General features: G+C 71.8%; 17 protein-coding genes. 7 read left to right on the plus strand and 10 right to left on the minus strand.

The window, feature by feature from the left end:
* Window positions 1-69: 69 nt before the first annotated feature.
* Window positions 70-984 carry a LysR family transcriptional regulator gene (locus tag ACIBQZ_RS27720; RefSeq protein ID WP_396091719.1) on the minus strand — a complete coding sequence of 305 codons (915 nt, stop codon included), beginning with the start codon at window positions 982-984 and terminating at the stop codon, window positions 70-72.
* An 80-nt stretch (window positions 985-1,064) separates the two neighbouring features.
* Between ACIBQZ_RS27720 and ACIBQZ_RS27725 the strand changes: the two genes are divergently transcribed.
* The 4 genes from ACIBQZ_RS27725 to ACIBQZ_RS27740 are packed head-to-tail and all read left to right on the plus strand — an operon-like array spanning window position 1,065 to window position 4,741.
* The gene (locus ACIBQZ_RS27725; protein WP_396091720.1) at window positions 1,065-2,063 is read left to right on the plus strand and encodes a hypothetical protein; all 999 of its coding nucleotides are present in this window, start codon (window positions 1,065-1,067) and stop codon (window positions 2,061-2,063) included.
* Between the two features lie 18 nt (window positions 2,064-2,081).
* Window positions 2,082-2,954: a phosphoribulokinase gene (locus tag ACIBQZ_RS27730; protein ID WP_396091721.1), complete on the plus strand. Its 873-nt coding sequence runs from the start codon at window positions 2,082-2,084 to the stop codon at window positions 2,952-2,954.
* A gap of 22 nt (window positions 2,955-2,976) precedes the next feature.
* On the plus strand, window positions 2,977-4,404 hold the full coding sequence (locus ACIBQZ_RS27735; protein ID WP_396091722.1) for a form I ribulose bisphosphate carboxylase large subunit: 1,428 nt from the start codon (window positions 2,977-2,979) through the stop codon (window positions 4,402-4,404).
* Between the two features lie 10 nt (window positions 4,405-4,414).
* Window positions 4,415-4,741, plus strand: a complete 327-nt coding sequence (locus tag ACIBQZ_RS27740; RefSeq protein WP_396091723.1) for a ribulose bisphosphate carboxylase small subunit — start codon at window positions 4,415-4,417, stop codon at window positions 4,739-4,741.
* Between the two features lie 53 nt (window positions 4,742-4,794).
* On the opposite strand, the gene ACIBQZ_RS27745 is transcribed toward ACIBQZ_RS27740, so the two are convergent.
* Both ACIBQZ_RS27745 and ACIBQZ_RS27750 read right to left on the minus strand, forming a co-directional pair.
* Window positions 4,795-6,477, minus strand: a complete 1,683-nt coding sequence (locus tag ACIBQZ_RS27745; RefSeq protein WP_396091824.1) for a sodium:solute symporter — start codon at window positions 6,475-6,477, stop codon at window positions 4,795-4,797.
* A 27-nt stretch (window positions 6,478-6,504) separates the two neighbouring features.
* Window positions 6,505-6,870: a DUF3311 domain-containing protein gene (locus ACIBQZ_RS27750; protein ID WP_396091724.1), complete on the minus strand. Its 366-nt coding sequence runs from the start codon at window positions 6,868-6,870 to the stop codon at window positions 6,505-6,507.
* A gap of 325 nt (window positions 6,871-7,195) precedes the next feature.
* Between ACIBQZ_RS27750 and ACIBQZ_RS27755 the strand changes: the two genes are divergently transcribed.
* The 3 genes from ACIBQZ_RS27755 (at window position 7,196) to ACIBQZ_RS27765 (ending at window position 11,196) form a co-directional block, all read left to right on the plus strand.
* A complete protein-coding gene (locus tag ACIBQZ_RS27755; RefSeq protein ID WP_396091725.1) occupies window positions 7,196-8,143 on the plus strand; it encodes an alpha/beta fold hydrolase in 948 nt (315 codons plus the stop codon).
* A gap of 251 nt (window positions 8,144-8,394) precedes the next feature.
* The gene (locus tag ACIBQZ_RS27760; protein ID WP_396091726.1) at window positions 8,395-9,660 is read left to right on the plus strand and encodes a PQQ-binding-like beta-propeller repeat protein; all 1,266 of its coding nucleotides are present in this window, start codon (window positions 8,395-8,397) and stop codon (window positions 9,658-9,660) included.
* A 168-nt stretch (window positions 9,661-9,828) separates the two neighbouring features.
* Window positions 9,829-11,196 carry a hypothetical protein gene (locus tag ACIBQZ_RS27765; RefSeq protein ID WP_396091727.1) on the plus strand — a complete coding sequence of 456 codons (1,368 nt, stop codon included), beginning with the start codon at window positions 9,829-9,831 and terminating at the stop codon, window positions 11,194-11,196.
* A 179-nt stretch (window positions 11,197-11,375) separates the two neighbouring features.
* On the opposite strand, the gene ACIBQZ_RS27770 is transcribed toward ACIBQZ_RS27765, so the two are convergent.
* The 7 genes from ACIBQZ_RS27770 to ACIBQZ_RS27800 all read right to left on the minus strand — a co-directional run bounded on the left by ACIBQZ_RS27770 (window position 11,376) and on the right by ACIBQZ_RS27800 (window position 20,913).
* Window positions 11,376-16,631, minus strand: a complete 5,256-nt coding sequence (locus tag ACIBQZ_RS27770) for a fibronectin type III domain-containing protein (protein WP_396091728.1) — start codon at window positions 16,629-16,631, stop codon at window positions 11,376-11,378.
* A gap of 66 nt (window positions 16,632-16,697) precedes the next feature.
* Window positions 16,698-17,117, minus strand: coding sequence for a hypothetical protein (locus ACIBQZ_RS27775; RefSeq protein ID WP_396091729.1), 420 nt, complete (start codon window positions 17,115-17,117; stop codon window positions 16,698-16,700).
* 14 nt (window positions 17,118-17,131) lie between these two features.
* Window positions 17,132-17,263, minus strand: a complete 132-nt coding sequence (locus tag ACIBQZ_RS27780) for a hypothetical protein (RefSeq protein WP_396091730.1) — start codon at window positions 17,261-17,263, stop codon at window positions 17,132-17,134.
* Window positions 17,264-17,285: 22 nt separating this feature from the next.
* Complete coding sequence (locus ACIBQZ_RS27785) at window positions 17,286-17,609, minus strand: hypothetical protein (RefSeq protein ID WP_396091731.1); 324 nt, start codon at window positions 17,607-17,609, stop codon at window positions 17,286-17,288.
* A gap of 93 nt (window positions 17,610-17,702) precedes the next feature.
* Window positions 17,703-18,497: an IclR family transcriptional regulator gene (locus tag ACIBQZ_RS27790; protein ID WP_396091732.1), complete on the minus strand. Its 795-nt coding sequence runs from the start codon at window positions 18,495-18,497 to the stop codon at window positions 17,703-17,705.
* Between the two features lie 41 nt (window positions 18,498-18,538).
* On the minus strand, window positions 18,539-20,161 hold the full coding sequence (locus tag ACIBQZ_RS27795) for a thiamine pyrophosphate-binding protein (protein ID WP_396091733.1): 1,623 nt from the start codon (window positions 20,159-20,161) through the stop codon (window positions 18,539-18,541).
* A gap of 11 nt (window positions 20,162-20,172) precedes the next feature.
* The gene (locus ACIBQZ_RS27800; RefSeq protein WP_396091734.1) at window positions 20,173-20,913 is read right to left on the minus strand and encodes an SDR family NAD(P)-dependent oxidoreductase; all 741 of its coding nucleotides are present in this window, start codon (window positions 20,911-20,913) and stop codon (window positions 20,173-20,175) included.
* Window positions 20,914-21,019 lie beyond the last annotated feature (106 nt).

Below are 21,019 nucleotides of genomic sequence, written 5' to 3' on the forward strand. Positions count from 1 at the left end.
GTTGACCTGGCAGACGCCCGCCGAGCCGGTCTCCGGGCACGCCGGTGAGCATGGCGGCGAAGGCCCGCCTCAGCCCTCCAACGTGGGCAGGTAGTCGGCGCCGGTCAGGGAGACGAAGTTCCACAGCGCCCGGGTGGTCGGGCCGATCGTCCGGCTGGCCATCCGCACCAGCAGCCAGTGCCGGCGGATCGGCAGGCCGTCCACGTCCAGCACGGTCAGGCGGCCGTCGTGCACCTCGGCGGCGATGGTGTGCGCCGAGATCAGGGCGAGGCCCAACCCGGCCATGACCGCTTGTTTGATGGTCTCGTTGGAGTCCAGCACCATGCCGATCGTCGGCTCGTGGCCGGCCAGGTCGAACAGCGCGTCGAAGTGCAGCCGGGTGCCGGCGCCCGGCTCGCGGACCAGGAACGTCTCCTCGGCCACCCGCGCGAACGGAAGTCGTCCGGGCACGGCCAGGCCGTGCCGCGGCGAAGCGATGATCACGTACGTGTGGTCGCCGAAGACCTGGTGCTCCACCTCGAGCCCGTGCGGCGGGCGCCCCATGATCGCCAGGTCGACCGTGTAGTCGTCCAGGCGCGCCACGATCTCCTCCCGGTTGCCGATCACCAGGCCGACCCGCACCCCCGGGTGCGCGAGACCGAACGCGGCGAGCAGGAACGGCGCGAAGTACTGGGCGGTGCTGACCACACCCGCCGTGACCCGGCCCGCCTCGGCCGAACGCAGGGCCCGCAGCCCGTCGTCGCAGGCGGACAGTTCGGCACGCACCCGCCGGTGGGTCTCGATGAGCAGCCGCCCCGCGTCGGTGGGGCGCTGCCCGCTCGGACCGCGTTCCAGCAGGGGCTGCCCGACCGCTCGCTCGAGCCGGCGCAGCTGCTGGGCGATCGCCGGGCCGGTCAGATGCAGCCGGGCGGCGGCCCCGGCGAGCGACCCGGCCTCCACCGTCTCGGCCAGGAATTCCAGCTGACGGAGCGTTACGTCCTTCATGACCGAAGCATAGTTTTGCTTTCCTCCTTCGCAGAAAAGCGTGCCTTGGCTTTACCGACGGGCTGCGCACACACTCGGTCATGGCCGTCCCCCACGTTCCGCTGGCACCGACGCTGATCGGAGATCTCGCCGCGCACGGCAGGTGCAGCGGGCCCGCCGCGGCCGCCGCCGATGTCGTCGCCCGGCTGGCCGCGGCGAGCGCCGAGCTGGCCCGCAAGATCGCGACCCGGACCACCGAGCCGTGCGTTCTGGAGCCGTGGGCCCGCGCCCTCTACCGGGATGCGGTCACCGGAGCCGACGTCGCCGCCGTCGGCATGGCGGGCGAGGCCGCGCCGGTGCCCGTCACCCGCGGCGGCAGCGTCGTCGTGACCCTGGTCGCGGTGGACGAGCCGGCCAACCTCGGCATGGACGCGCCGGTCGGCACCATCTTCTCGGTGCTGCCGGTCACCGACGCGGTCGGCGGCGGGCTGCTCCAGCCGGGCCGGCGGCACCTGGCCGCCGGCATCATCCTGTTCGGCCCGGCCACCGTGCTGGCGCTCACCTTCGGGCACGGCACCGACGGGTACGTGCTGGGCCCGGCCGGCTTCACGAGCACCCGACGCGGGCTGCAGCTCCCGCCCGAGTCAGCCGTGTACGCGATCAACGCCGCCAACGCCCGGCACTGGCACCGCGGCATCCGGTCCTACGTCGCCGACCTGGTCAGCGGCAGCAGCGGCCCCCGGCAGCGCGACTTCAGCATGCGCTGGTTCGCCTCGCTGGCGGCCGAGACGTACGCCATCCTGTCCCGCGGCGGCATCTACCTCTACCCCGCGGAGAGCCGCGCGCCGTACGGGCACGGCCGGATGCGCCTGGTGTACGAGGCGAACCCGGTCGCCCAGCTGTGCGAGCAGGCGGGCGGCGCCGCCACCGACGGGCACACGCCGATCCTCGACCTGGTGCCGGGCGCCCTGCACCAGCGCACGCCGCTGGTGTTCGGCTCCCGCACCAAGGTCGAACGGGTGCACCGCTACCTGGCCGGGGCGCCGGCCCGGCACGAGGACTCCCCGCTGTTCTCCCATCGTGGCCTGTTCCGGTCCTGACCTCGACAGGAGAAACCCGTGTCCATCCGCCATCCGATCATCGTGGTCACCGGCTCCTCGGGGGCCGGCACGACCACCGTGAAGAACACCTTCGTGCAGATCTTCCGGCGGGAGGGTGTGCACGCCGCGTACATCGAGGGCGACGCCTTCCACCGCTACGACCGGGACGGCATGCAGGTGGCCATCGCCGAGGCGGAGGCCCGCGGCAACCCCCACTTCAGCCATTTCAGCCCGGACGCGAACCTGCTGGACGAGCTCGGCGGCACGTTCGAGGAGTTCGCCGCCAAGGGCACCGGTCGCACCCGGCACTACGTGCACGACGAGATCGAGGCACGCGCCTACGGCTGCCCGTCCGGCACGTTCACCCCGTGGCGGCCGTTCGATCCCGACGTCGACGTGCTGTTCTACGAGGGCCTGCACGGTGCCGTGGTCACGCCGACGGTGGACCTGGCCGCGTACGGCGATCTGAAGATCGGCGTGGTGCCGGTGATCAACCTGGAGTGGATCCAGAAGCTGCACCGTGACCGCCGGCATCGCGGGTACTCGCCGGAGGCCGTCACCGACGTGATCCTGCGCCGGATGCCGGACTACGTCCGCACCATCACGCCGCAGTTCGCCAAGACGGACATCAACTTCCAGCGGGTGCCCACCGTGGACACCTCGAACCCGTTCGTGGCCCGCACCATCCCGGCCGCGTCCGAGTCGCTCGTGGTGATCCGGTTCCGGGACGCGGGCGGCATCGACTTCCCGTACCTGCTGACGATGATCCACGACAGCTTCATGTCGCGGGCCAATTCCATCGTCATCCCCGGCGGCAAGCTCGACATCGCCATGCAACTGATCCTGACCCCGATGATCCAGCGGCTCGTGGAGAGCCGCCGGGCCGCCTGAGAAGCGCGATGAGGAGAAGCCGATGACAACGACGGCACCTGGCAAGATGTACGAGGCCGGCGTGCAGGCGTACGCCGCGACGTACTGGGATCCCGGCTACCGTCCCGCCGAGACCGACCTGCTGGCCTGTTTCAAGGTGGTGGCGCAGGCGGGTGTGCCGCGCGAGGAGGCCGCCGCGGCCATCGCCGCCGAGAGCTCCACCGGCACCTGGACGACCGTGTGGACGGACCTGCTCACCGATCTGGAGCACTACAAGGGCCGCGCGTACCGGATCGAGGACGTGCCCGGCGACCCGCAGGCCTTCTACGCGTTCGTGGCCTACCCCCTCGACCTGTTCGAGGAGGGCTCCGTGGTCAACGTGCTCACCTCGCTGGCCGGCAACGTCTTCGGCTTCAAGGCGATCCGCTCGCTGCGGCTGGAGGACGTCCGCTTCCCGCTGGCCTTCGTGCTCACCTGCGGCGGCCCGCCGAACGGCATCCGGGTCGAGCGCGACAAGCTCGACAAGTTCGGCCGGCCGTTGCTGGGCTGCACCATCAAGCCGAAGCTGGGCCTGTCGGCGCGCAACTACGGCCGTGCGGTGTACGAATGCCTGCGCGGCGGCCTCGACTTCACCAAGGACGACGAGAACATCAACTCGCAGCCGTTCATGCGGTGGCGGGACCGCTTCGAGGCGGTGGCGGGGGCGGTGCGGCAGGCCGAGCAGGAGACCGGGGAGCGCAAGGGTCACTACCTCAACGTCACCGCGGGGACGGTGGAGGACATGTTCACCCGCGCCGAGTTCGCCCGCGAGCTCGGCATGCCGATCATCATGCACGACTTCCTGACCGCCGGGTTCACCGCGCACACCTCGCTGGCGAACTGGGCCCGCCGGCACGGCATGCTGCTGCACGTGCACCGCGCGCTGCACGCCGTGCTGGACCGCAACCCGCGGCACGGCATCCACTTCCGGGTGCTCACCAAGGCGCTGCGCCTGGCCGGCGGCGACCATCTGCACTCGGGAACCGTCGTCGGCAAGCTGGAGGGCGACCGGCAGGCGACCCTGGGGTGGATCGACCTGATGCGCGAGCCGTCCGTGGCCGAGGACCGCTCCCGGGGCATCTTCTTCGACCAGGACTTCGGGCACCTGCCCGGGATGCTGCCGGTGGCCTCCGGCGGGATCCACGTCGGCCACATCCCGGCCCTGGTGTCCATCTTCGGCGACGACTCGGTGCTGCAGTTCGGCGGCGGCACGCTCGGCCACCCGTGGGGCAACGCGGCCGGCGCGACCGCGAACCGGGTCGCGGTCGAGGCGTGCGTGCTGGCCCGCAACGAGGGTCGCGACCTCGACCGCGACGGCGACGCGGTGCTCCGCGAGGCGGCCGGGCACAGCCCGGAACTCCACGCCGCCCTGCAGACCTGGGGCGACGTCCGCTTCGACTTCGACATCGTCGACAAGCTCGCCAATGCCTGAGGAGGCTGCCGTGGATGCTCCGACAACCAAGCGGTACGGCACGTTCTCGTACCTGCCGCCGCTGAGCCGGGCGCAGGTCCGCCGGCAACTGCAGCACATCGTGGCCGCCGGCTGGATTCCCGCCGTCGAACACGCCGCCCCGTCGGCGTCGCCGACCGCGTACTGGTCGATGTGGAAGCTGCCGCTGTTCGGCGTCCAGGACGCCGACGTGGTCCTCGACGAACTGGACGCCTGCCATGACGCCAATCCCGGGCACCTGGTGCGGGTACTGGGTTACGACCCGGCCCGCCAGACACAGGGCCTGGTCTTCGTGACCCACCGCGACACCGCCGCCTGACCAGCCGGGCCGGCCCCACCCGGACCCCGGCGGGGCCGGCCGCGCCGGTGCGGTCACCTGGTTCTGACCCCATCGCCCGGGGACCGGCGGGACACCGGCGTGAACAGCGAACCCGGTTGCTCGGCCCGGTCGGCGACCGGCTCGCCGTCCAGGATCTCCACCATCCGGCGTACCGTCGGGTCTCCCTCGTCCGCGACATAGTCGCGTTCCTGGGTCTCGTCGCGGCCGTCGGCCGCGCCCGCGCCGCGCAGCACCGGGGTGAGCAGCGCCGCCACCAGCAGGTTCACCGCCAGGGCGACGATTCCTACGTAGATTGAGGCGTCGCTGTCGATGCCCAGGTTGCTCAGCGGCCACGCGGACCCGCCGAGGTGCTCGCGCACCACCGTTTGGCCGTCACCGGCGTACTTGGGCACCTGGTAGAGCATCAGCAGACCCACCGCCAGGCCGGCGCCGATCCCTGCGGCCAGCGCCCAGCGGTGGAACCAGTTCGTGTAGAGGCCCAGGGCCACCGCCGGCAGGGTCTGCATGATCAGGACACCGCCGATGAGCTGCAGGTCGATGGCGAACTGGGTGTTGAGCAGCAGGATGACCAGCAGGGCGCCGAACTTGACCGTCAGCGACACCGTCTTGCTGACGTAGGTCTCCTCCCGGGCCGAGGCGTGCGGGCGGATGTACTGGCGGTAGAGGTCGCGGGTGAACAGGTTCGCCGCGGCGATGGACATGATCGCCGCCGGGACCATCGCGCCGACGCCGATGGCCGCGAAGGCCAGCCCGGCCGTCCAGGGTGGGGTGTTCTCCGCGAACCACTGGGGCACCACGGTGTTGCCGTTGCCGCCCACTGCCTTCGTACCGTCGAAGACCGCGGCGAAACCGATCAGCATGAGCACGCCGAGGGTGAGGGTGTAGAGCGGCAGAGCCGCCAGGTTGCGGCGCAGCGTGCCGCGGTTGCGGGCCGCGAGCACGCCGGTGAGCGTGTGCGGGTAGAGGAAGAGCGCGACCGCCGAGCCCAGCGCCAGGGTCACGTAGTTGAGCTGGTTCTGCGGGGCGAGCAGCAGGCCGTCGTCGGTGCGTGGGCTGGTCGCGTACTTGTCCTGGGCGATGCGGAAGACCACGTCCCACTGGCCCGGTGTCATCGACACGATGATGATCACCGCCAGCACCGTCCACAGGACCAGCGCGTCCTTGATGATCGACACCAGCGCCGGGCCGCGCAGCCCGGCGTTGAAGGTGTAGAGCGCGAGCACCGCGAAGGCCACAGTGAGCGGCCAGCCCTTGGGCAGGCCCATCACCTCGAACACCGCCTCCATGCCGATCAGCTGCAGGGCGATGTAGGGCATGGTCGCGACGATGCCGAGCACGGCGATGATGGTGCCGAGGCTGCGCGAGCCGAAGCGGGCGCGGACGAACTCGGCCGGGGTGACGAAGCCGTGCACGTGGCACACCGACCAGAAGCGCGCCAGCACCACGAACAGCATCGGGTAGACGATGACCAGGAACGGCACCGGGAAGAACCCGGCCGCGCCGACGCCGTACACCAGGGTGGGCACCGCGACGAACGTGTACGCCGTGTAGACGTCACCGCTGAGCAGGAAGAACGTCACCCAGTTGCCGAACGCACGGCCGCCGAGGCCCCACTCCTCGAGGCTGTGGATCGAGTCGGGCCGCCGCCACCGGGCCGCGGCGAAGCCCAGCATCGTCACCGCGCCGAAGACCGCCAGGAAGATCGTCAGCTGCATGATCTGCTTGTCCGTCACCGGCCCTCGTCACCGCACCTTCAGGTGCAGGAAGGTGAGGACCCCGCTGGCCAGGAAGGCGAACGACAGCTGACCCCAGTAGAAGAACGGGATCCCGAACACGGTCGGCTCGATGCGGTTGTACAGACCCGGGATCAACGGCAGCACGATCGGTACGAGCAGCAGCCAGTTCCACGGGCTGGCGTCCGCACGCCGGACGCGGGCCGGCCGGCGCGGCGCGGTGCGGTCGCGGATGGTCTGCCACTCGCCCGTGCCGTGCTGCGGAGCGGGCCGCCGGTACGCCGGCGGCGGCGTCGGACCGGGCCGATAGGTTTGCGGGGGCGGATAGGCAGAGGGAGGCGGCCAGGCCGGTGGCCGATACCGATTCGCCGTCATGGAACCCCTCCGGGGCCTGATGGAATGATCAGTGACCTACGTCACCTGCGCGAGCCACTCAATCACCCGGAGCGAACGAGATCAATACTCATCGCGAAACCCGGATTACTTCTCCGTCACCGGATGCGCGTCACGGGTCCCGTACGCCGGCGGCATGTCCCTCTCCTCCGCGGAGAGGTGCAGGGCCCGCGCGACCCGGACGGACCCGAGTCTTTGGCTCCCGTCAGGCAGGGTCCTGGGTCGTCATCTCCGCGGCCGTCCGGCCCTGGCCGCTGCCCGCGGGCCCGTGTGACGGTGAGGTGCCGCGCTTGTGCGAGGGGGAGCGATGTCCTGGACCGAACCATCCCACCGTCCTCAGACACCCGATCCGCCGGCCGTCGTCCGCACCGAGGGCCGGGCCCGCATCGGCCGGCGGTACGTCGCTTACACCACGGCGGGCCAGGGCGAGCCGCTGCTGCTGGTGCACGGGCTGGGCAGCACCCGGCAGACCTGGAACGGCATCCTGGACTCCCTGGCCACCACCCACACCGTCGTCGCACCCGACCTGCCGGGTCACGGCGAGTCGGACCCGCCGGCCGGCGACTACTCGCTGGGCGCGTACGCGGTCGGGCTCCGGAACCTGCTCATCGCGCTCGGCCTGCGGTCGACAACCCTGGTCGGGCACAGCCTCGGCGGTGGCATCGCCCTGCAGTTCGCCTTCCACTTCCCGGAACGCACCAACCGGCTCGCCCTGATCGGCAGCGGCGGCCTGGGACCCCAGCTGACCCCGATGCTGCGCTTCTCCACCCTGCCGGGCGCGAAGGCGGTGGTCGCCCTGCTGGCACGCTTCCCGGAGCCGTTCACCCGCCGCTTCCTGGAGTACGTGACCAGAGCCGTACCCGCCTTCCTGGCCCATCCCGATGCCGGCCCGGTCGCCGAGGACCTGCACCGCCTCACCAACGCCGGCCACCGCCGCACCTTCGTCCGCACCGCCCGCAACGTGATCAACTGGCGCGGTCAGACCGTCAGCGCCACCGAGACCCTCGCGTTCCTGACCGACCTGCCGGTCCTGCTGGCCTGGGGCACCGACGACCGGGTGATCCCGCCCCAGCACCACCACACGGTGGCCGGGCTGCTCACCGGTCCGCAGCTGGCGGAGGTCGCGGGCGCCGGCCACTATCCCCATCTGACCGCGTCGGAGGAGATCGCGGCGGCCGTGCTGAAGTTCCTGGCCATGACCGAGCCGTTCCGGTACACCGAGGCGCGATGGCGCGAGCTGCTGACGGCCCCGTGACCATCAGCGTCACGCCGCCGCCACCATGACAAAGCGCCCCGGCCCGGCTCATTTCGGCACACCCGGGGATCTATCGTCCACCGATGGGTGCGATGCCGCTCCGGCATCCCTGGGATACCGCCGCCCCCTGCCGATGCCCCCGCTGCGGCAGGCGCTGGAGTGGGCGGTCAGCCGGCACACCCCGGTGGTCACCATCGACGCCTGAGCCATTTCGGCACCCACAGGGTGTTGGATGAGGAGATGAGGTCGTCATGACCATCATCGAGCTGGGTGATCCCGGCTCCGCCGCGCCGGTGCCCGCACCCGCACGACGCCGCCTCCATCACCGCGTCGTCGCACGCCGGGCGGTCGCTGTGGCGGTCCTCTGTGCTGCGACGCTCGCCGGCTCGGCCGTCCCCGGGTCCACCGTGATCCGGCCCCGGTGGAGCATCGCCTTCACGTCGACCAGCCTCGTCGACGCCGACCGCGACACGGTGTTCGTCCAGTCCATCAACGCGGGTTCCCAGGTCACGGCGTACGAGCTGGGGAGCGGGGAGGTCCGGTGGTCGAAGGGGCTGCCGATGCCGCGAGGCCGGATGACGGCCCGGGTGCCCGGTGCGGTGCTGGTCCCGATTCTGCTCCAGGGGACCGCCGCGCTCGATCCGCGTACCGGGGCGGAGATGTGGCGGCTGCCCGGTGACGTCGTGTCCGCGACGCCCGGGACCGCGTTGCTCACGCAGCCGGACCGGACGCTGAGCATGGTACGGATGGCCGACGGCGGCCGGATCTGGTCGCGGGCGATCGAGGGTGACGAGTCCTGGGCGGTCGTCGGCCCGGAACGGCAGCGGATCGTGGCCGCCACCCCGGACGGCCGGCTCCAGATGCTGCGCCTGAGCGACGGTGCTCTGCTGTCCCAGGGCCACGTGGACAACAACAGCGGTGTGCCCGTCCGCAACGGCCTCGTGGTCGAGTCCGGCCTGCTGTTCGTCAACCGGCTGGAGACGGACCGGGCGGTGGTGACCGCGTACGACCTGGACACGCTGCGACAGCGCTGGCGGTACGCGCAGTCAGCAACCGACAAGATCGTGACCGGGCCGGCGGCCCGCGCGTGCGGCGTCGTGCTGTGCTTCACCGACGGCAGCGCGACCGTCGGACTTGATCCGGGCACCGGCACCGTCCGCTGGCGTGCGGCGGGCTTCGTCGACGCCGTACCGGTCACCGGGCAGAACAGGGCGCTGGTCGACAGCGCCGACCACGGAAGGTATGCGCTGATCGACACTGTCACGGGCACCGTCATGGTGTCCCTCGGCGCGGGCACCGCCGTACGGGACGCCATCCGCTCCGTCCCGGCGTACTACCTGCGCCCGATCCCCCCGGACGGAAGCCGCGTCACGGCCGGCCGGATCGACCTGGCGACCGGCGGGTTGCAGTGGCGCGGCATCGTCGACGCCGTCGGCCCACAGGGCTGCACAGCCGTCGCGGAGACGCTGATCTGCGGCACGGAGGACGGCCGGCTGACCGTCACCGACGTCGGCTGAGCAGCCGACGGTCCGGGCCGGACCCTCTCGGCTGTGACCTCCATCAACCACGGGTCGCGGCGGCGCGTTACGCACGGTTTCGGTGTCTCGGCGACCGTACTTCACCGGTGGTGCGATCCTGTGACGGTGAGTGCTGACGCACGTCCGGGCGAGAGTCCGATCAGATCATTGCTACCACCGGTCCGCTACCTGGGTCCGCTCAGCGCCGGCGCGCTGGCCGTGGGGTTCGCGGTGCTCTGGATCGTCGTCGGTCCGCCGGACGGGGGCTGGGCGTCGTTCGCCGGTCAGCTCGCCGGGGCCGAGGCCGTGCTGCTCATGTCGCTGGCGATGGCGCTGATCTCGCTGCTGCCGGTCGTCGAGACATGGTTCGACGGGATCGACCGGGCCGCCATCTGGCACCGCCGGCTCTCCGTCACCGGCCTGGTGCTGCTGGCGCCGCACGTGATGTTCTCCTCCGGGCACCGTGCACCCGCACCGGGCGGCGGTGGGCAGCAGGTCGGCGGCCTGCTGGCCCAGGCCGGGGTGTGGGGCCTGCTCGCGCTGGCGGCATGGGCGATCGCGCCGCGCTGGCGCACGATGCTGCCCTGGATCGGCCCGCACCTGGCCCGCACCGCCGAGCGCGTGACGGCGGTCCCCGTGGCACGGCGGGTGCTCGCCGTGTGCCGCTGGATCTTCGGTGGGTACGAGCGCTGGCGGGCGCTGCACCGGCTGACCGGCCTGTTCCTGGCCGCGGCGTTCGTGCACGGCCTGCTCGACGGCACCATGTTCGGCTCCGTGGTGCTGCACTGGAGCTACCTGATCACCGGCGGTACCGGCCTGGCTTTCTACCTCTATCGGGAGATCGTCGCCCGGCATCTGACGGCGCTGCACGACTATCAGGTCGCCGCGGTGACCACGGTCGGACCGGGCCTGACCGAGATCTCCCTGACCGCGCTGGGCCGGCCGATCGTGTTCACACCGGGCCAGTTCGCCATGCTGTTCCTGGAAACCGGCGCCGGGTGGCGGCGCCATCCGTTCACCATTTCCAGCGCACCCCACGACCGGTTCCTGCGGTTCACCATCAAGGCGCTCGGCGACGACACCACCCGCATGCAGACCCTCGTCCGGCCGGGCATGCCGGCAGTGGTCGGCGGGCCGCACGGCCGTTTCGACCGGTCCCGCGGCACCGACCGGCAGATCTGGATCGCCGGGGGCATCGGCATCACCCCGTTCCTGAGCTGGCTGCGCGCCCTCGACCAGCAGAGCGGACCGGCCCAGGTAGACCTGTTCTACAGCGCCCAGGGCAAGGCCCCGTTCGCCGACGAGATCACCGCCCTCGCCGAGGCCCACCCCGGGCTCCGGGTGCATCTGCACGACACCACCACGAGCGGGTATCTCACCGCCGATGCCGTCCTCGACACCGTCGACACCGACCCCGGGCGGCTGTCGGTCTTCCTCTGCGGGCCCGCGCAGATGGTCGATTCCTTCGTACGCCGCTTCCGTCGCGCCGGCGTGCGCAGCCGCAACCTGCATCGTGAACACTTCGACTGGCGCTGAAGTGGCAGGTGGGCTGAGCAGGCGGAGGAATACTGGTCGGCCGCGCGGAGGGCGGCCGGGCAGCAGCCTCGGTGGCGTCCAAGGCGGCGCCGCCGTTCTGACGGGTCGTCTGGGCCTCGGCCGCACTGCCCGGCTCGGCCCGCCGGCCCCGGCGACGTGCCGGGGCCGGCGGGCGGCGGTCACATGCAGTTCGTCGACGGCACCAGCTTCCGGATGCCGGTCGGTGGGTGCCAGCCGGCGAACTTGCTGTCGACACCGAGCGTGCCGGCCGGCCCGAACTGGATGCTGCCGTCACCGGTGGCGTACGCCCGGTAGTAGTGGCTCGGGTCCACGTAGTAGCTGAACTCCCGGGTGCCACTGGTGGCGCCGCGGTCGTAGGTGAAGTAGTTGTCGTGCTTGACCTCCTGACCGGTGGTGCAGTCGACCAGGAAGTACCAGAAGAACCCCTCGTTGAGCTCGTAGTTGCTGGTGTTCCAGCTGATCTTCACGGTGACCTTGCGGGTGTTCCCGGTCGGGCCGTAGATCAGGCAGGCCCGCAGCAGCATGTCGGAGCGCTGCTCGTAGCGGACCCGCCCGCCGAGCACCGGGATCGGGGCGGGGAGCAGGCCCTCGGGCCTGGTCAGGTAGTTGCTGTACACGTTGTCGCAGGTTGATGCCCCGTCCGGCGGCTGGAGCGTGACCCGCACCGTGTTGGAGCCGTCGCTCTCCCCGTCACCGCGGATCGACGCCACGTAGAACTCGTACGTGTGGCCGTGGTGCAGGTACTGCGCGGTGAACGCGGTGGTCGACGACGGGTACTCGAGCCGGGTGAAGCCCTGCCCGGTGGTCACGTCCCGCTTGTAGATCCAGTACCAGACCCCGCCCGGGCTGGGCGCCGTCCACTTCAGGTCGACGGAGGTGCCGCCGACGTTCGACAGGGTGAGACCCGTCGGCCGGCCGGGCATCGGGGTGCCGCTCACCGTGGCGGACTTGGCACTTTCCCCGGCCACGTTCACCGCGGTCACGTAGTAGTCGTAGCGGTGCCCGTCGGTCAGCGGGGTGACCGTGAAGGTGGTCTTGTCGGTCGGATACTTCGAACGGGTGAAGTCGGACTGGCCCGCCGTCACGTCCCGTGAATAGATCCAGTAGAGCAGCCCGGAGGCGGGCGCGGTCCAGTCCAGGACGATGGTCATGTCGCTGGTCTTCGCGGTCATCCCGCCCGGCGCGGCCGGCCGCGGCGGCAACGGGGTGCCGGACACCGCGTTGGACCACGCGCCCTCGCCGTGGCTGTTCACCGCGGACACCCGGTACTGGTAGGCGTAGCCGTTCACCACGGCGGTGTCGACGAAGCTCGTGGTGCCGCTGACCGGATAGGCCATCGGGACCAGCCTGGTCTCGCCGCACCCGACGCAGCGCTTGTAGATCCAGTACATGGCGCCGGCCTCGGGCGCGGTCCAGGACAGGGTGAACTTGCCGTTGCCGGCCGTGCCGCTCAACGTCGGTGCCGCCGGCGCGCCTCCTTGGACGGTGACCCGCACGGGCGTGGAGGCGCTGCCCTCGCCGCCGGCCCCGATCGCGGAGACCTTGAACTCGTACGTGTGCCCGCTCACCGTGGCCGACCAGGTGAACGTGGTGTCGGTGATCGGGTAGCCGGCCTTCTGGAAGGTCTGGCCGGTGGTCACGTCGCGGTAGTACAGCCAGTACCAGGTGTCGGCACTCGGGCCGCTCCAGGACAGCTGGGCCGATCCGTCGCCGGTGGCGACCCCGGTGAGGTCGGTCGGCGCGTCCAGCTTGCTCGTCGCCGAGGCGGTCGCGGAGCGCGGGCCCTCCCCGCCCGAGTTGATGCCGGAGACCTGGAACTGGTACTGGTGCCCGTATTTCAGCGAGCCGGCGGTGAACGACGTGCCGGTGGTCAGCGGATAGGCCAGCGGGGCGAAGGCCTCCCCCGCCGTCACATCACGCTGATAGATCCAGTACCACAGGTCGGGCGACGCCCCGGTCCAGCTCAGCTTGATCGTGCCGTCCCCACGGGCGGCCGCGGTCAGGGCGGTCGGCGCCGCCGGGAGCGGTTCGGTCGGGGTGACGGTGACCCGGTTCGACGCGGCGCCCTCCCCGCCGCCGTTGATCGCGGTGACGGAGAACGTGTAGGCGTGCCCGTTGGTCAGGTAACCGGCGGTGAAGCTGGTGCCGGTGCTGACCGGGTAGGCGGCCCGGGTCGGCTGCGCGTCGCCCGCGGTGGTGTCCTGGTAGTACACCCAGTACCACAGGCCGGGTGCGGGGGCGGTCCAGGACAGGGCGACCTCACCGTTGCCGGGGACCGCCTTCAGGTTGGTCGGGGCCGCCGGCACGGCGATCTTCGCCACCGCGGACACCGTGACCGAGGCCGGCCCCTCACCGCCGGCGTTGATCGCGGTGATCTTGTACTCGTACGTGTGCCCGCTGGTCAGGTAGCCGGCGGTCAGCGTGTTCGTGACGGCCGGGTATTCGCCGTGGTCGAAGCTCTCGCCGGCGGTGACGTCCCGGCGATAGACCCAGAACCAGATGTACGGGCCCTGCGAGGTCCACGAGAGCGAGATGGTGCCGTCGGCGTTGGGCCGGGCGGTGAGCCCGGTCGGCGCGGGCGGCGGCGCCAGCTGGGCGGTCACCGAGGCCGGCGCCGAGGGCGGACCCTCACCACCGGTGTTCACGGCGACCACCTGGAACTGGTACACGTGCCCCGAGGACAGTCCGCGCATCGTCGCCGTGGTCGCGAAGACCTGATCGGGCAGCAGGGTGAAACCGGTCTCCTCGTTGGTGGTGTCCTTGCGGTAGACGCGATACCAGCCGGCGCCGGCCGCACCGGTCCAGGAGAGCACGGCCGAGCCGTCCGGCTTGGCCACGGCGGTCAGCCCGGTGGGTGCGGCGGTCGGCGCGGCGACCTGCGGGGTGGCGGTGACCAGGTTGGAACCCGGTGACTCACCCCCGGAATTGACCGCGGTCACGAAGAACTCGTACCGGTGGCCGTTGGTCAGCAGACCCGGTGCGGTGGTCGTGCCGGTGATCGGCGGGCCGGTGCGTACCGGTTGGGTCTGCTCGGTGGTGAGGTCGCGCTGATACACCCGGTAGGTGACCCCGGCCGTGCTCGACGCCGTCCAGGACAGCCGGACGCCCTGGCCGTCGGAGACCGCGGTGAGCCGGGTCGGCGGCTTCGGCAGGGCCGCGGGATCGGGCGGTGCGGGCAGGGTGACGACGATGAACCGGGGCCGGTAGATGCGCGCGTCGTCGGTGTTGCCCTGCGGCAGGAGCGTGTTGACGTTGTAGCTCACCACCAGCTTGCCCGGTGCGCCGAGTTCCGGGTGCAGGTGCGCGCCGTAGATGATGTTGCCGGACACCGCGGTCTCCGGCGCCGTGTAGAGCGACGCCTTGTCGGAGAACGGACCGGTCGGCTTCTCGCCGAAGTACGCCACGATGTCGGAGCTGAAGAACCCGTCGGCGTCCTGGCTGATCAGCACGTAACTACCGTTGATCTTGTCGACGCTCAGTCCGTCGACGCCGCTCATCACCCGCGCCGAGGCCGCCTCGCTGGTCGACCAGCTGCTGCCGGTCCAGTAGGTCCAGCCGCCGGAGACGGTCCCGGTGGCCGCCCGGGCGATGTGCAGGTACTTGACGCCGGCGCCGCCCTCCACGCCGTACATGTAGGTGTATCCGCCGTCCTCCAGGATCCCGGCGCCCCAGGCCACGGTCGCACCGACGTGCAGGTCGACCAGGCTGTCCAGGGTGAGGTCGGGCAACGAGAAGGTGCCGAGCCAGGTGCCGGTCTGTCGATAGGCCAGGGCGCCGGAGCCGCTGGAGGTGAAGTGGTTGTACAGGACGCGGAGCTTGTTGCCCTCGACTGTGCCGTCGTAGGCCCAGTAGCCCAGGTCGCCGGCGGGTGCGTCGGCCAGCGCCGGGCCCACCAGCGACTCGGGGTGCGCGGCGGTGCCGCCGGTCAGCGTCTTGAGCGTGTTGCCCTGCTGCACCACGATCGAGTTGTGGATCATCGGGGTGTCGGCCGGCCGGGAGTGGTCGGCGTTGACCGTGCCCAGGAACGTGTCGGAGAAGAGCCAGGCGATCCGCCCGTCCGGAAGTGCCACCGACACCGTGGTGTCGCCGCCGGTCCAGTGGCCGCCCTGGTCGCCGTAGGTGTTCCACATGGTGTTGAGGTCGCCGTCGGGCAGCGCGCCGCCGTCGGCGCCGGCCAGCGGTCCGACGTTGAGCAGCCGGTTGGGGGTGCCGGCCGGCACCCCGGTGATGACGTCCGGCGTGGCCCGGGCGATCAGGGACGCGGAGACCTGCGCGGGGGTCCACCGCGGATGCATGGCGAGCAGCATCGCGGCGGCCCCGGCCACGTGCGGCGCGGCCTGGGAAGTGCCGCTCGCGGTGACCGGTCCGACCTTGGTCTTGTGGCCGGCGGAGGCGATCAACTCGCCGGGCGCGAGCAGGTCGACGCAGGAGCCGTAGTTGCTCTGCGTCGTGGACGAGGAGGCGAACTGGTCGGTGCTCGTGGTCGCGGCGACCGTGATGACCCCGGGTACCCGGGCCGGGGAGCGGTTGCAGGCGTCGCCCGAGTTGTTGCCGGCCGACGCCACCACGGTGATGCCCTTGTTCACCACGGCGAGGGCCGCCGTGTCCACCGGGGACTGTGCCGACCCGGTGTAGTCGACGCTGAAGCTGAGGTTGACCACCGAGTGCGGATCGCCGTGCTCCGCCACCCAGTTCAGCCCCGCCACGATGTCGGCGGCGGTGTACACGCGGAAGCAGTCGGCGATCCGGACAGCGACGATTTCCGCCTGCTTCGCCATGCCGTAGGTGGCGCCGGCGGCGATACCGGCGACATGGGTACCGTGGCCCACGCAGTCCTCACCGCTGGCTCCGTCGTCGGCATGGACGTCGTAGCCGAGGCTCGCCCTGCCGCCGAAGTCCGCGTGGTCCAGCCATACCCCGGTGTCCAGGACGTAGATCTTCGTGGTGGCGGCGCCGACGGGTGCGGTGTAGGACTTGTCCAGGGGCAGCGCACGCTGGTCGATCCGGTCCAGTCCCCACGACGGCGGATTCGGCTGGACGCTGTCGAGGGTGGCCTTCCGGTCCTGCTGGACCAGCTTCACGTCGGGATCGGCGGCCAGCGCCGCCGCGTCGTCGGGGTCCAGGTGGGCCAGGAAGCCGAAGTACGCCGCACCGAAGACCCGCCGCACCGTGCCGTGGTGGGCCGCGGCGAGGCGGGTCGCGGTGGCGGACAGGCCGGCCGCGTCGACCGCGGCACCGTGCCGGACCTCCACGATGTACTCGCCCGCGACGGCGAGGCCGGCGCTCGGGACGACCACCTGGCCCCGGGCCTGCGCCGCTCCCGGGGGCAGCACCACGAGCGCCGCGCCGACCAGCACGGGAACCAGCAGGCGCACCATCGTGGCGCGAAGGCCACCGGCCTTCGATCGAGACATCGCCATCCCCAGGGGTATCCGTTCTCTCACGCCACGACGGGCGGTGCTGGTGTGCCGGGAAAGCGGTCAACTGCGGAAGCGCGCGTACGCCTCGTCGAAGCAGCGGTCCAGCACGGCATTGGCCGGCTCGCTCTGATCACGCAGGTCGATGCCCTTGCCCGGCGTATGGGAGGCCGGCACGCCGTGGCGGGTCAGGCAGTCCGCCACGGCCCGGTCCACCTCGTCGAACTGCGCGCGGAAGTCCTCGTCCATCCGGTCGGCGAGGAACTCCCGGCACCCGGAGTCCAGCGCCACCTGCATGCTGTTCACCTCTCCGGAGAGCCGGTAGCGACCGTTGTCCACGGTGGCCGAGATGCCGTGCGGACTGAGACAGGCGTTCATGATCTGCAGGTCGGTCGACCCGGTGGGCGGGTCCGAACAGGACGTCAGCAACAGGACGGCCCCGATCGTCCACGTCCACGTCAGCGCCGGGCGGAGGGAGATCACGGCGAGGCGCCGGATCAGCTGGTGCGACGGCTGCCGATGGCCGAGATGTCGCCGCAGTAGGCCGATGTGATCTTCAGGGACGAGATGCGGTCGTCGAACTCCGGGGTCTCGCCGTTGAGGTCCCGGCTGGCGTACTGGCGGGGCATGACATCTCCCATCCGTTCGTTGTCAGCAGTTCTTGACACCGCGGGCCCGGGCGTGGCCGGCCGGGTGATATCCGTGGTACGAGAAGGTCGCCGTCTCGCTCACGTTCTTGCAGCCGGTGTCCGGTCCGCCCGCGACGTCGATCTTCACCCGGACGACCGTCCGCTCGCAGGTGGCCACCACGCTGGCCCGGCCGCCGTCGCCGGAGTGCCACTCGACGTCGTTGTAGATCCTGGCGGTGCAGGCCGCGGCCTGGGCGGTGCCGGGAGTAGTGAGGGTCAGGCCGGCGGCGGCCAGCCCGGCGGCCATCAGCGCGGCGTTCACTTTCCGCATCGTCGTACGTGCCATCTGAAGTGCTCCTTTGCCCGAGACCGACGCTGTCCGGTCAAGCTAGCGGCACGTGATTACCGGTCGCTTACTGCACGGCGGGCGGGCGGAGGGTCAGGTCGTGCTGCCTGGACCGGGCAGGCGGAGGGTGCCGTTGGCGCTGTCGCGGGCCAGCTCCCGGGACAACGCGAGTGCCGCCGTCCGGACCGCGGGCGCGAGGCGCTCCAGATCCAGGCGCTGCGCCCACCCGGTGATCGAGATCGCGGCTATCACGCGGCGGCGGTGGTCGAAGACCGGGGCGGCCACCGCCGAGACGCCGATCTCCGCCTCCTCGCGGTTGATCCCGTAGCCCTGCCGGACCACGCGTTCCAGCTCCTCGCGCAGCAGGCCGGGCATCACGATGCTGCGCGGGGTCAGCCGGGCCAGCCCCGCCTCGCACACCGTGCGCAGGCCGTCCGGCACGCCGAAGGCAAGGAACACCTTGCCGGTCGCCGTGCAGTGCGCCGGCAGCCGGCCGCCCACCCGCGAGACGATGGGGGTGGACCGGCGGCCGCTCACCTTCTCCAGGAACAGGGTGTCGGTGCCGGAGGGCACGGCCAGGTGGACGTTCTCGTGGGTGGTCTCGTAGAGGTCCTCCAGATAGGGCAGTGCCGCGTCACGCAGCTCCCGCTGGCGGGGCACCCGCTGGCCCAGCACGAACAGGCTCATGCCCAGCCGGTAGCCACGGCCGCTGCGTTCCAGCCCGCCCCAGGCGACCAGCTCGGCCAGGAGACGGTGCGCGGTGGCCTTCGGCAGGCCGGCCCGTTCGGCCAGCACCCGCAGCGGCAGGTCCACGTCGTCGGCTCGGAAGGCGTCGAGCAGGCGGAGTCCCCGGGCGAGCACCGACCTGGGAATCTCCGTCGAAGGCACCCGCTGATCGTCGCCCGCGCCGTGCTCGCGGGCAAGTGCCGTCACGGGCCGGTGGCGTGCGGCGTGGTCGGCACTTCGACCAGGAGCGGCTCCGTGCGCGGGGCGCCGACCACCACCCGCAACTCGTCGGCGTGGTCGACCCGGACGTGCGCCAGACCGAACAGGCGCGCGGCGGCCGGCCAGTGCAGTCCCGGGATGTCCAGGCCCACGTACCGGCCGGCGCGCCCCGACCGGCCGGGCGTCCCGTCCAGGGTGTCCTTGAGCGTGCGGTATTCGCCGTTGTTCACGACCACGAACGTCGCCGGCACCCGGTAGCGGACCGCGCTCCAGAGGCCCTGCAGCCCGAACATCGCGCTGCCGTCGCCGAGGACGGCCACCACCGGGCGGCTGGGATCGCCGAGCCCGGTGCCGACCGCCGCGCCGATGCCCCAGCCCAGGCCGCCGCCGACGGTGTGCACGTAGGACTTCGGCCGGTCCAGCCGGAGCACCGAGCGCAACGCGATGCCCGCGGTGATCGCCTCCTCCACCACCACGGCGTCGGCGGGCAGCCCGGCGGCCAGCGCGTGCATCGCGGCGAGCGGGTCGAGCGGCGCCGGCCCGTACCGCTGGACGGCCTCGGCGTCGCGCTCGGCCCGCGCCGAGGCGATCCGGCCGGCCGCCGCCGCCAGCCGGTCGGGCAGCTCCGGCACCAGCTCGGTCAGCGCGGCCAGGGTCGGGGCGAGGGCGCCGCAGAGTCCCGCGGCGACCGGGAAGTTGCGGCCCGGCTCGGCCGGATCGACGTCCAGCTGGACCACGACCGCGCCGTCCGGGATCGGTGCACCGGGCGTGTAGTGGTGGGGCATGAAGGCGTGACACCCGACGATCAGGACCAGGTCGAAGGGCCGCAGCGCCTGCCGGATCGCGTCGTGCCGAGGCGGCAGCATGCCCAGGTGCAGCGGATGGTTGCCGGGGAAGTCGACGCCGTCGTGCATCGGCTGGTGATAGACCGGCGCGCCCAGCCGCTCGGCGAGCGCGACCAGCTCCGGCACCGCGCCGTCGCGGCCGACGCCGTCGCCCGCCACGATCACCGGTGCGGCCGCCGCGGCGAGCAGCGACGCGGCCCGGTCGAGGCCGTCCGCCGCGCCCGGACCGGCCAGCGCCGACCGGTCCGGCACCGCGACCGGGCCCTCCTCGGCGAGCAGGTCCATCGGCACCGACACGAACACCGGCCCGGCCGGGGCGCGCACCGCCTCGGCGAACGCCCGGCGCAGCACCACCGGCAGGTCGTAGGCCTGCTGCACCTCGATCGCGGACTTGACCACCGGCCGGGCGAGCCCGACCAGATCGCCGGACAGCATCGGGTCCTGCAGCAGGTGCCGGCGGTCCTGCTGACCGGCCACCACGACCAGCGGGGTACGCGAACGACCGGCGTTCAGCAGTCCGATCAGCCCGTTCGCCAGCCCCGCCGCCACGTGCAGGTTGACAAACGCGGGGCGGCCGGTGGCCCGGGCGTACCCGTCGGCCATCGCCACCACGGAGGCCTCCTGCAGACCCAGCACGTATCGCAGGTCGGGGGCGGCGGCGAGCGCGTCGAGCAGCGGCAGTTCGGTGGTGCCCGGGTTGCCGAACACGTGCCGGACGCCCTCGTCGCGCAGGATCGCCAGCATGGCGTCCACCGGCTTCATGGTTCGACTCATCAGTGCCGGGCCGAGCCGCCGTCGACGTTGATCGTCTGCCCGGTGAGAAACCCGCTGCCCTCGCCGCAGACGTAGAGCAGCGTCGACACCAGGTCGTCCGGTCGGCCGGTGCGGGGCACGGCCTGCAGCGCCCGGACCCGCTCGAAGCCGCCCTCCGCGCCGGTCGTGGCCGTCGCCGTGGCGGTCGCGGTCAGCCCCGGCGCGATCGCGTTGACCGTGATGCCGTCGGCGCCGACGGCGGTGGCCAGCGCCCGGGTGAAGCCGATCAGGCCGGCCTTGGACGTGGTGTACGCGACCAGGTCCGGGGGTCCGAGGAAGACCACCGCGGAGGCGATGTTGACGATCCGGCCCCACCCGGCCGCCCGCAGGAAGGGCAACGCGGCGCGGCTGACCAGGAACGGCCCGTCCAGGTTGAGCCGCATGATCCGCTGCCATTCGGCGAGCGTGGTCTTCTCGAACTCGATCGGCGGGTAGATGCCCGCGTTGTTCACCACGATGTGCAGGCCGCCGAACGCCTCCGCGGCGGCGGCGACGGCCTGGTTCACGGCCTCCTCGTCGGTGACGTCGGCGGAGAACCCCCGGAACCGGCCGCCGGCCGCCGCCACCCGGGACCTGGTCTCGGACATGTCCGCGATGTCCAGCCCGGCCACCGGATGACCGGCGGCCGCCAACGCGACGGCGAATTCCTGGCCGAGCCCTCGGGCCGGGCCGGTGACGAGGGCGACGCGTTCGGAGAGCATGGCCCGCAGCGTCCGCCCGATCCGGGCCCGGGGACAAGCCCCGCATTCCGTTGGGCGGAACATTCCACTCACCGGAACGCCGCCCTTGTGGCGGCGACCTTTGCGG

Source organism: Actinoplanes sp. NPDC049599, from assembly GCF_044465625.1.
In the GTDB taxonomy this organism is placed as follows: Bacteria; Actinomycetota; Actinomycetes; order Mycobacteriales; family Micromonosporaceae; genus Actinoplanes.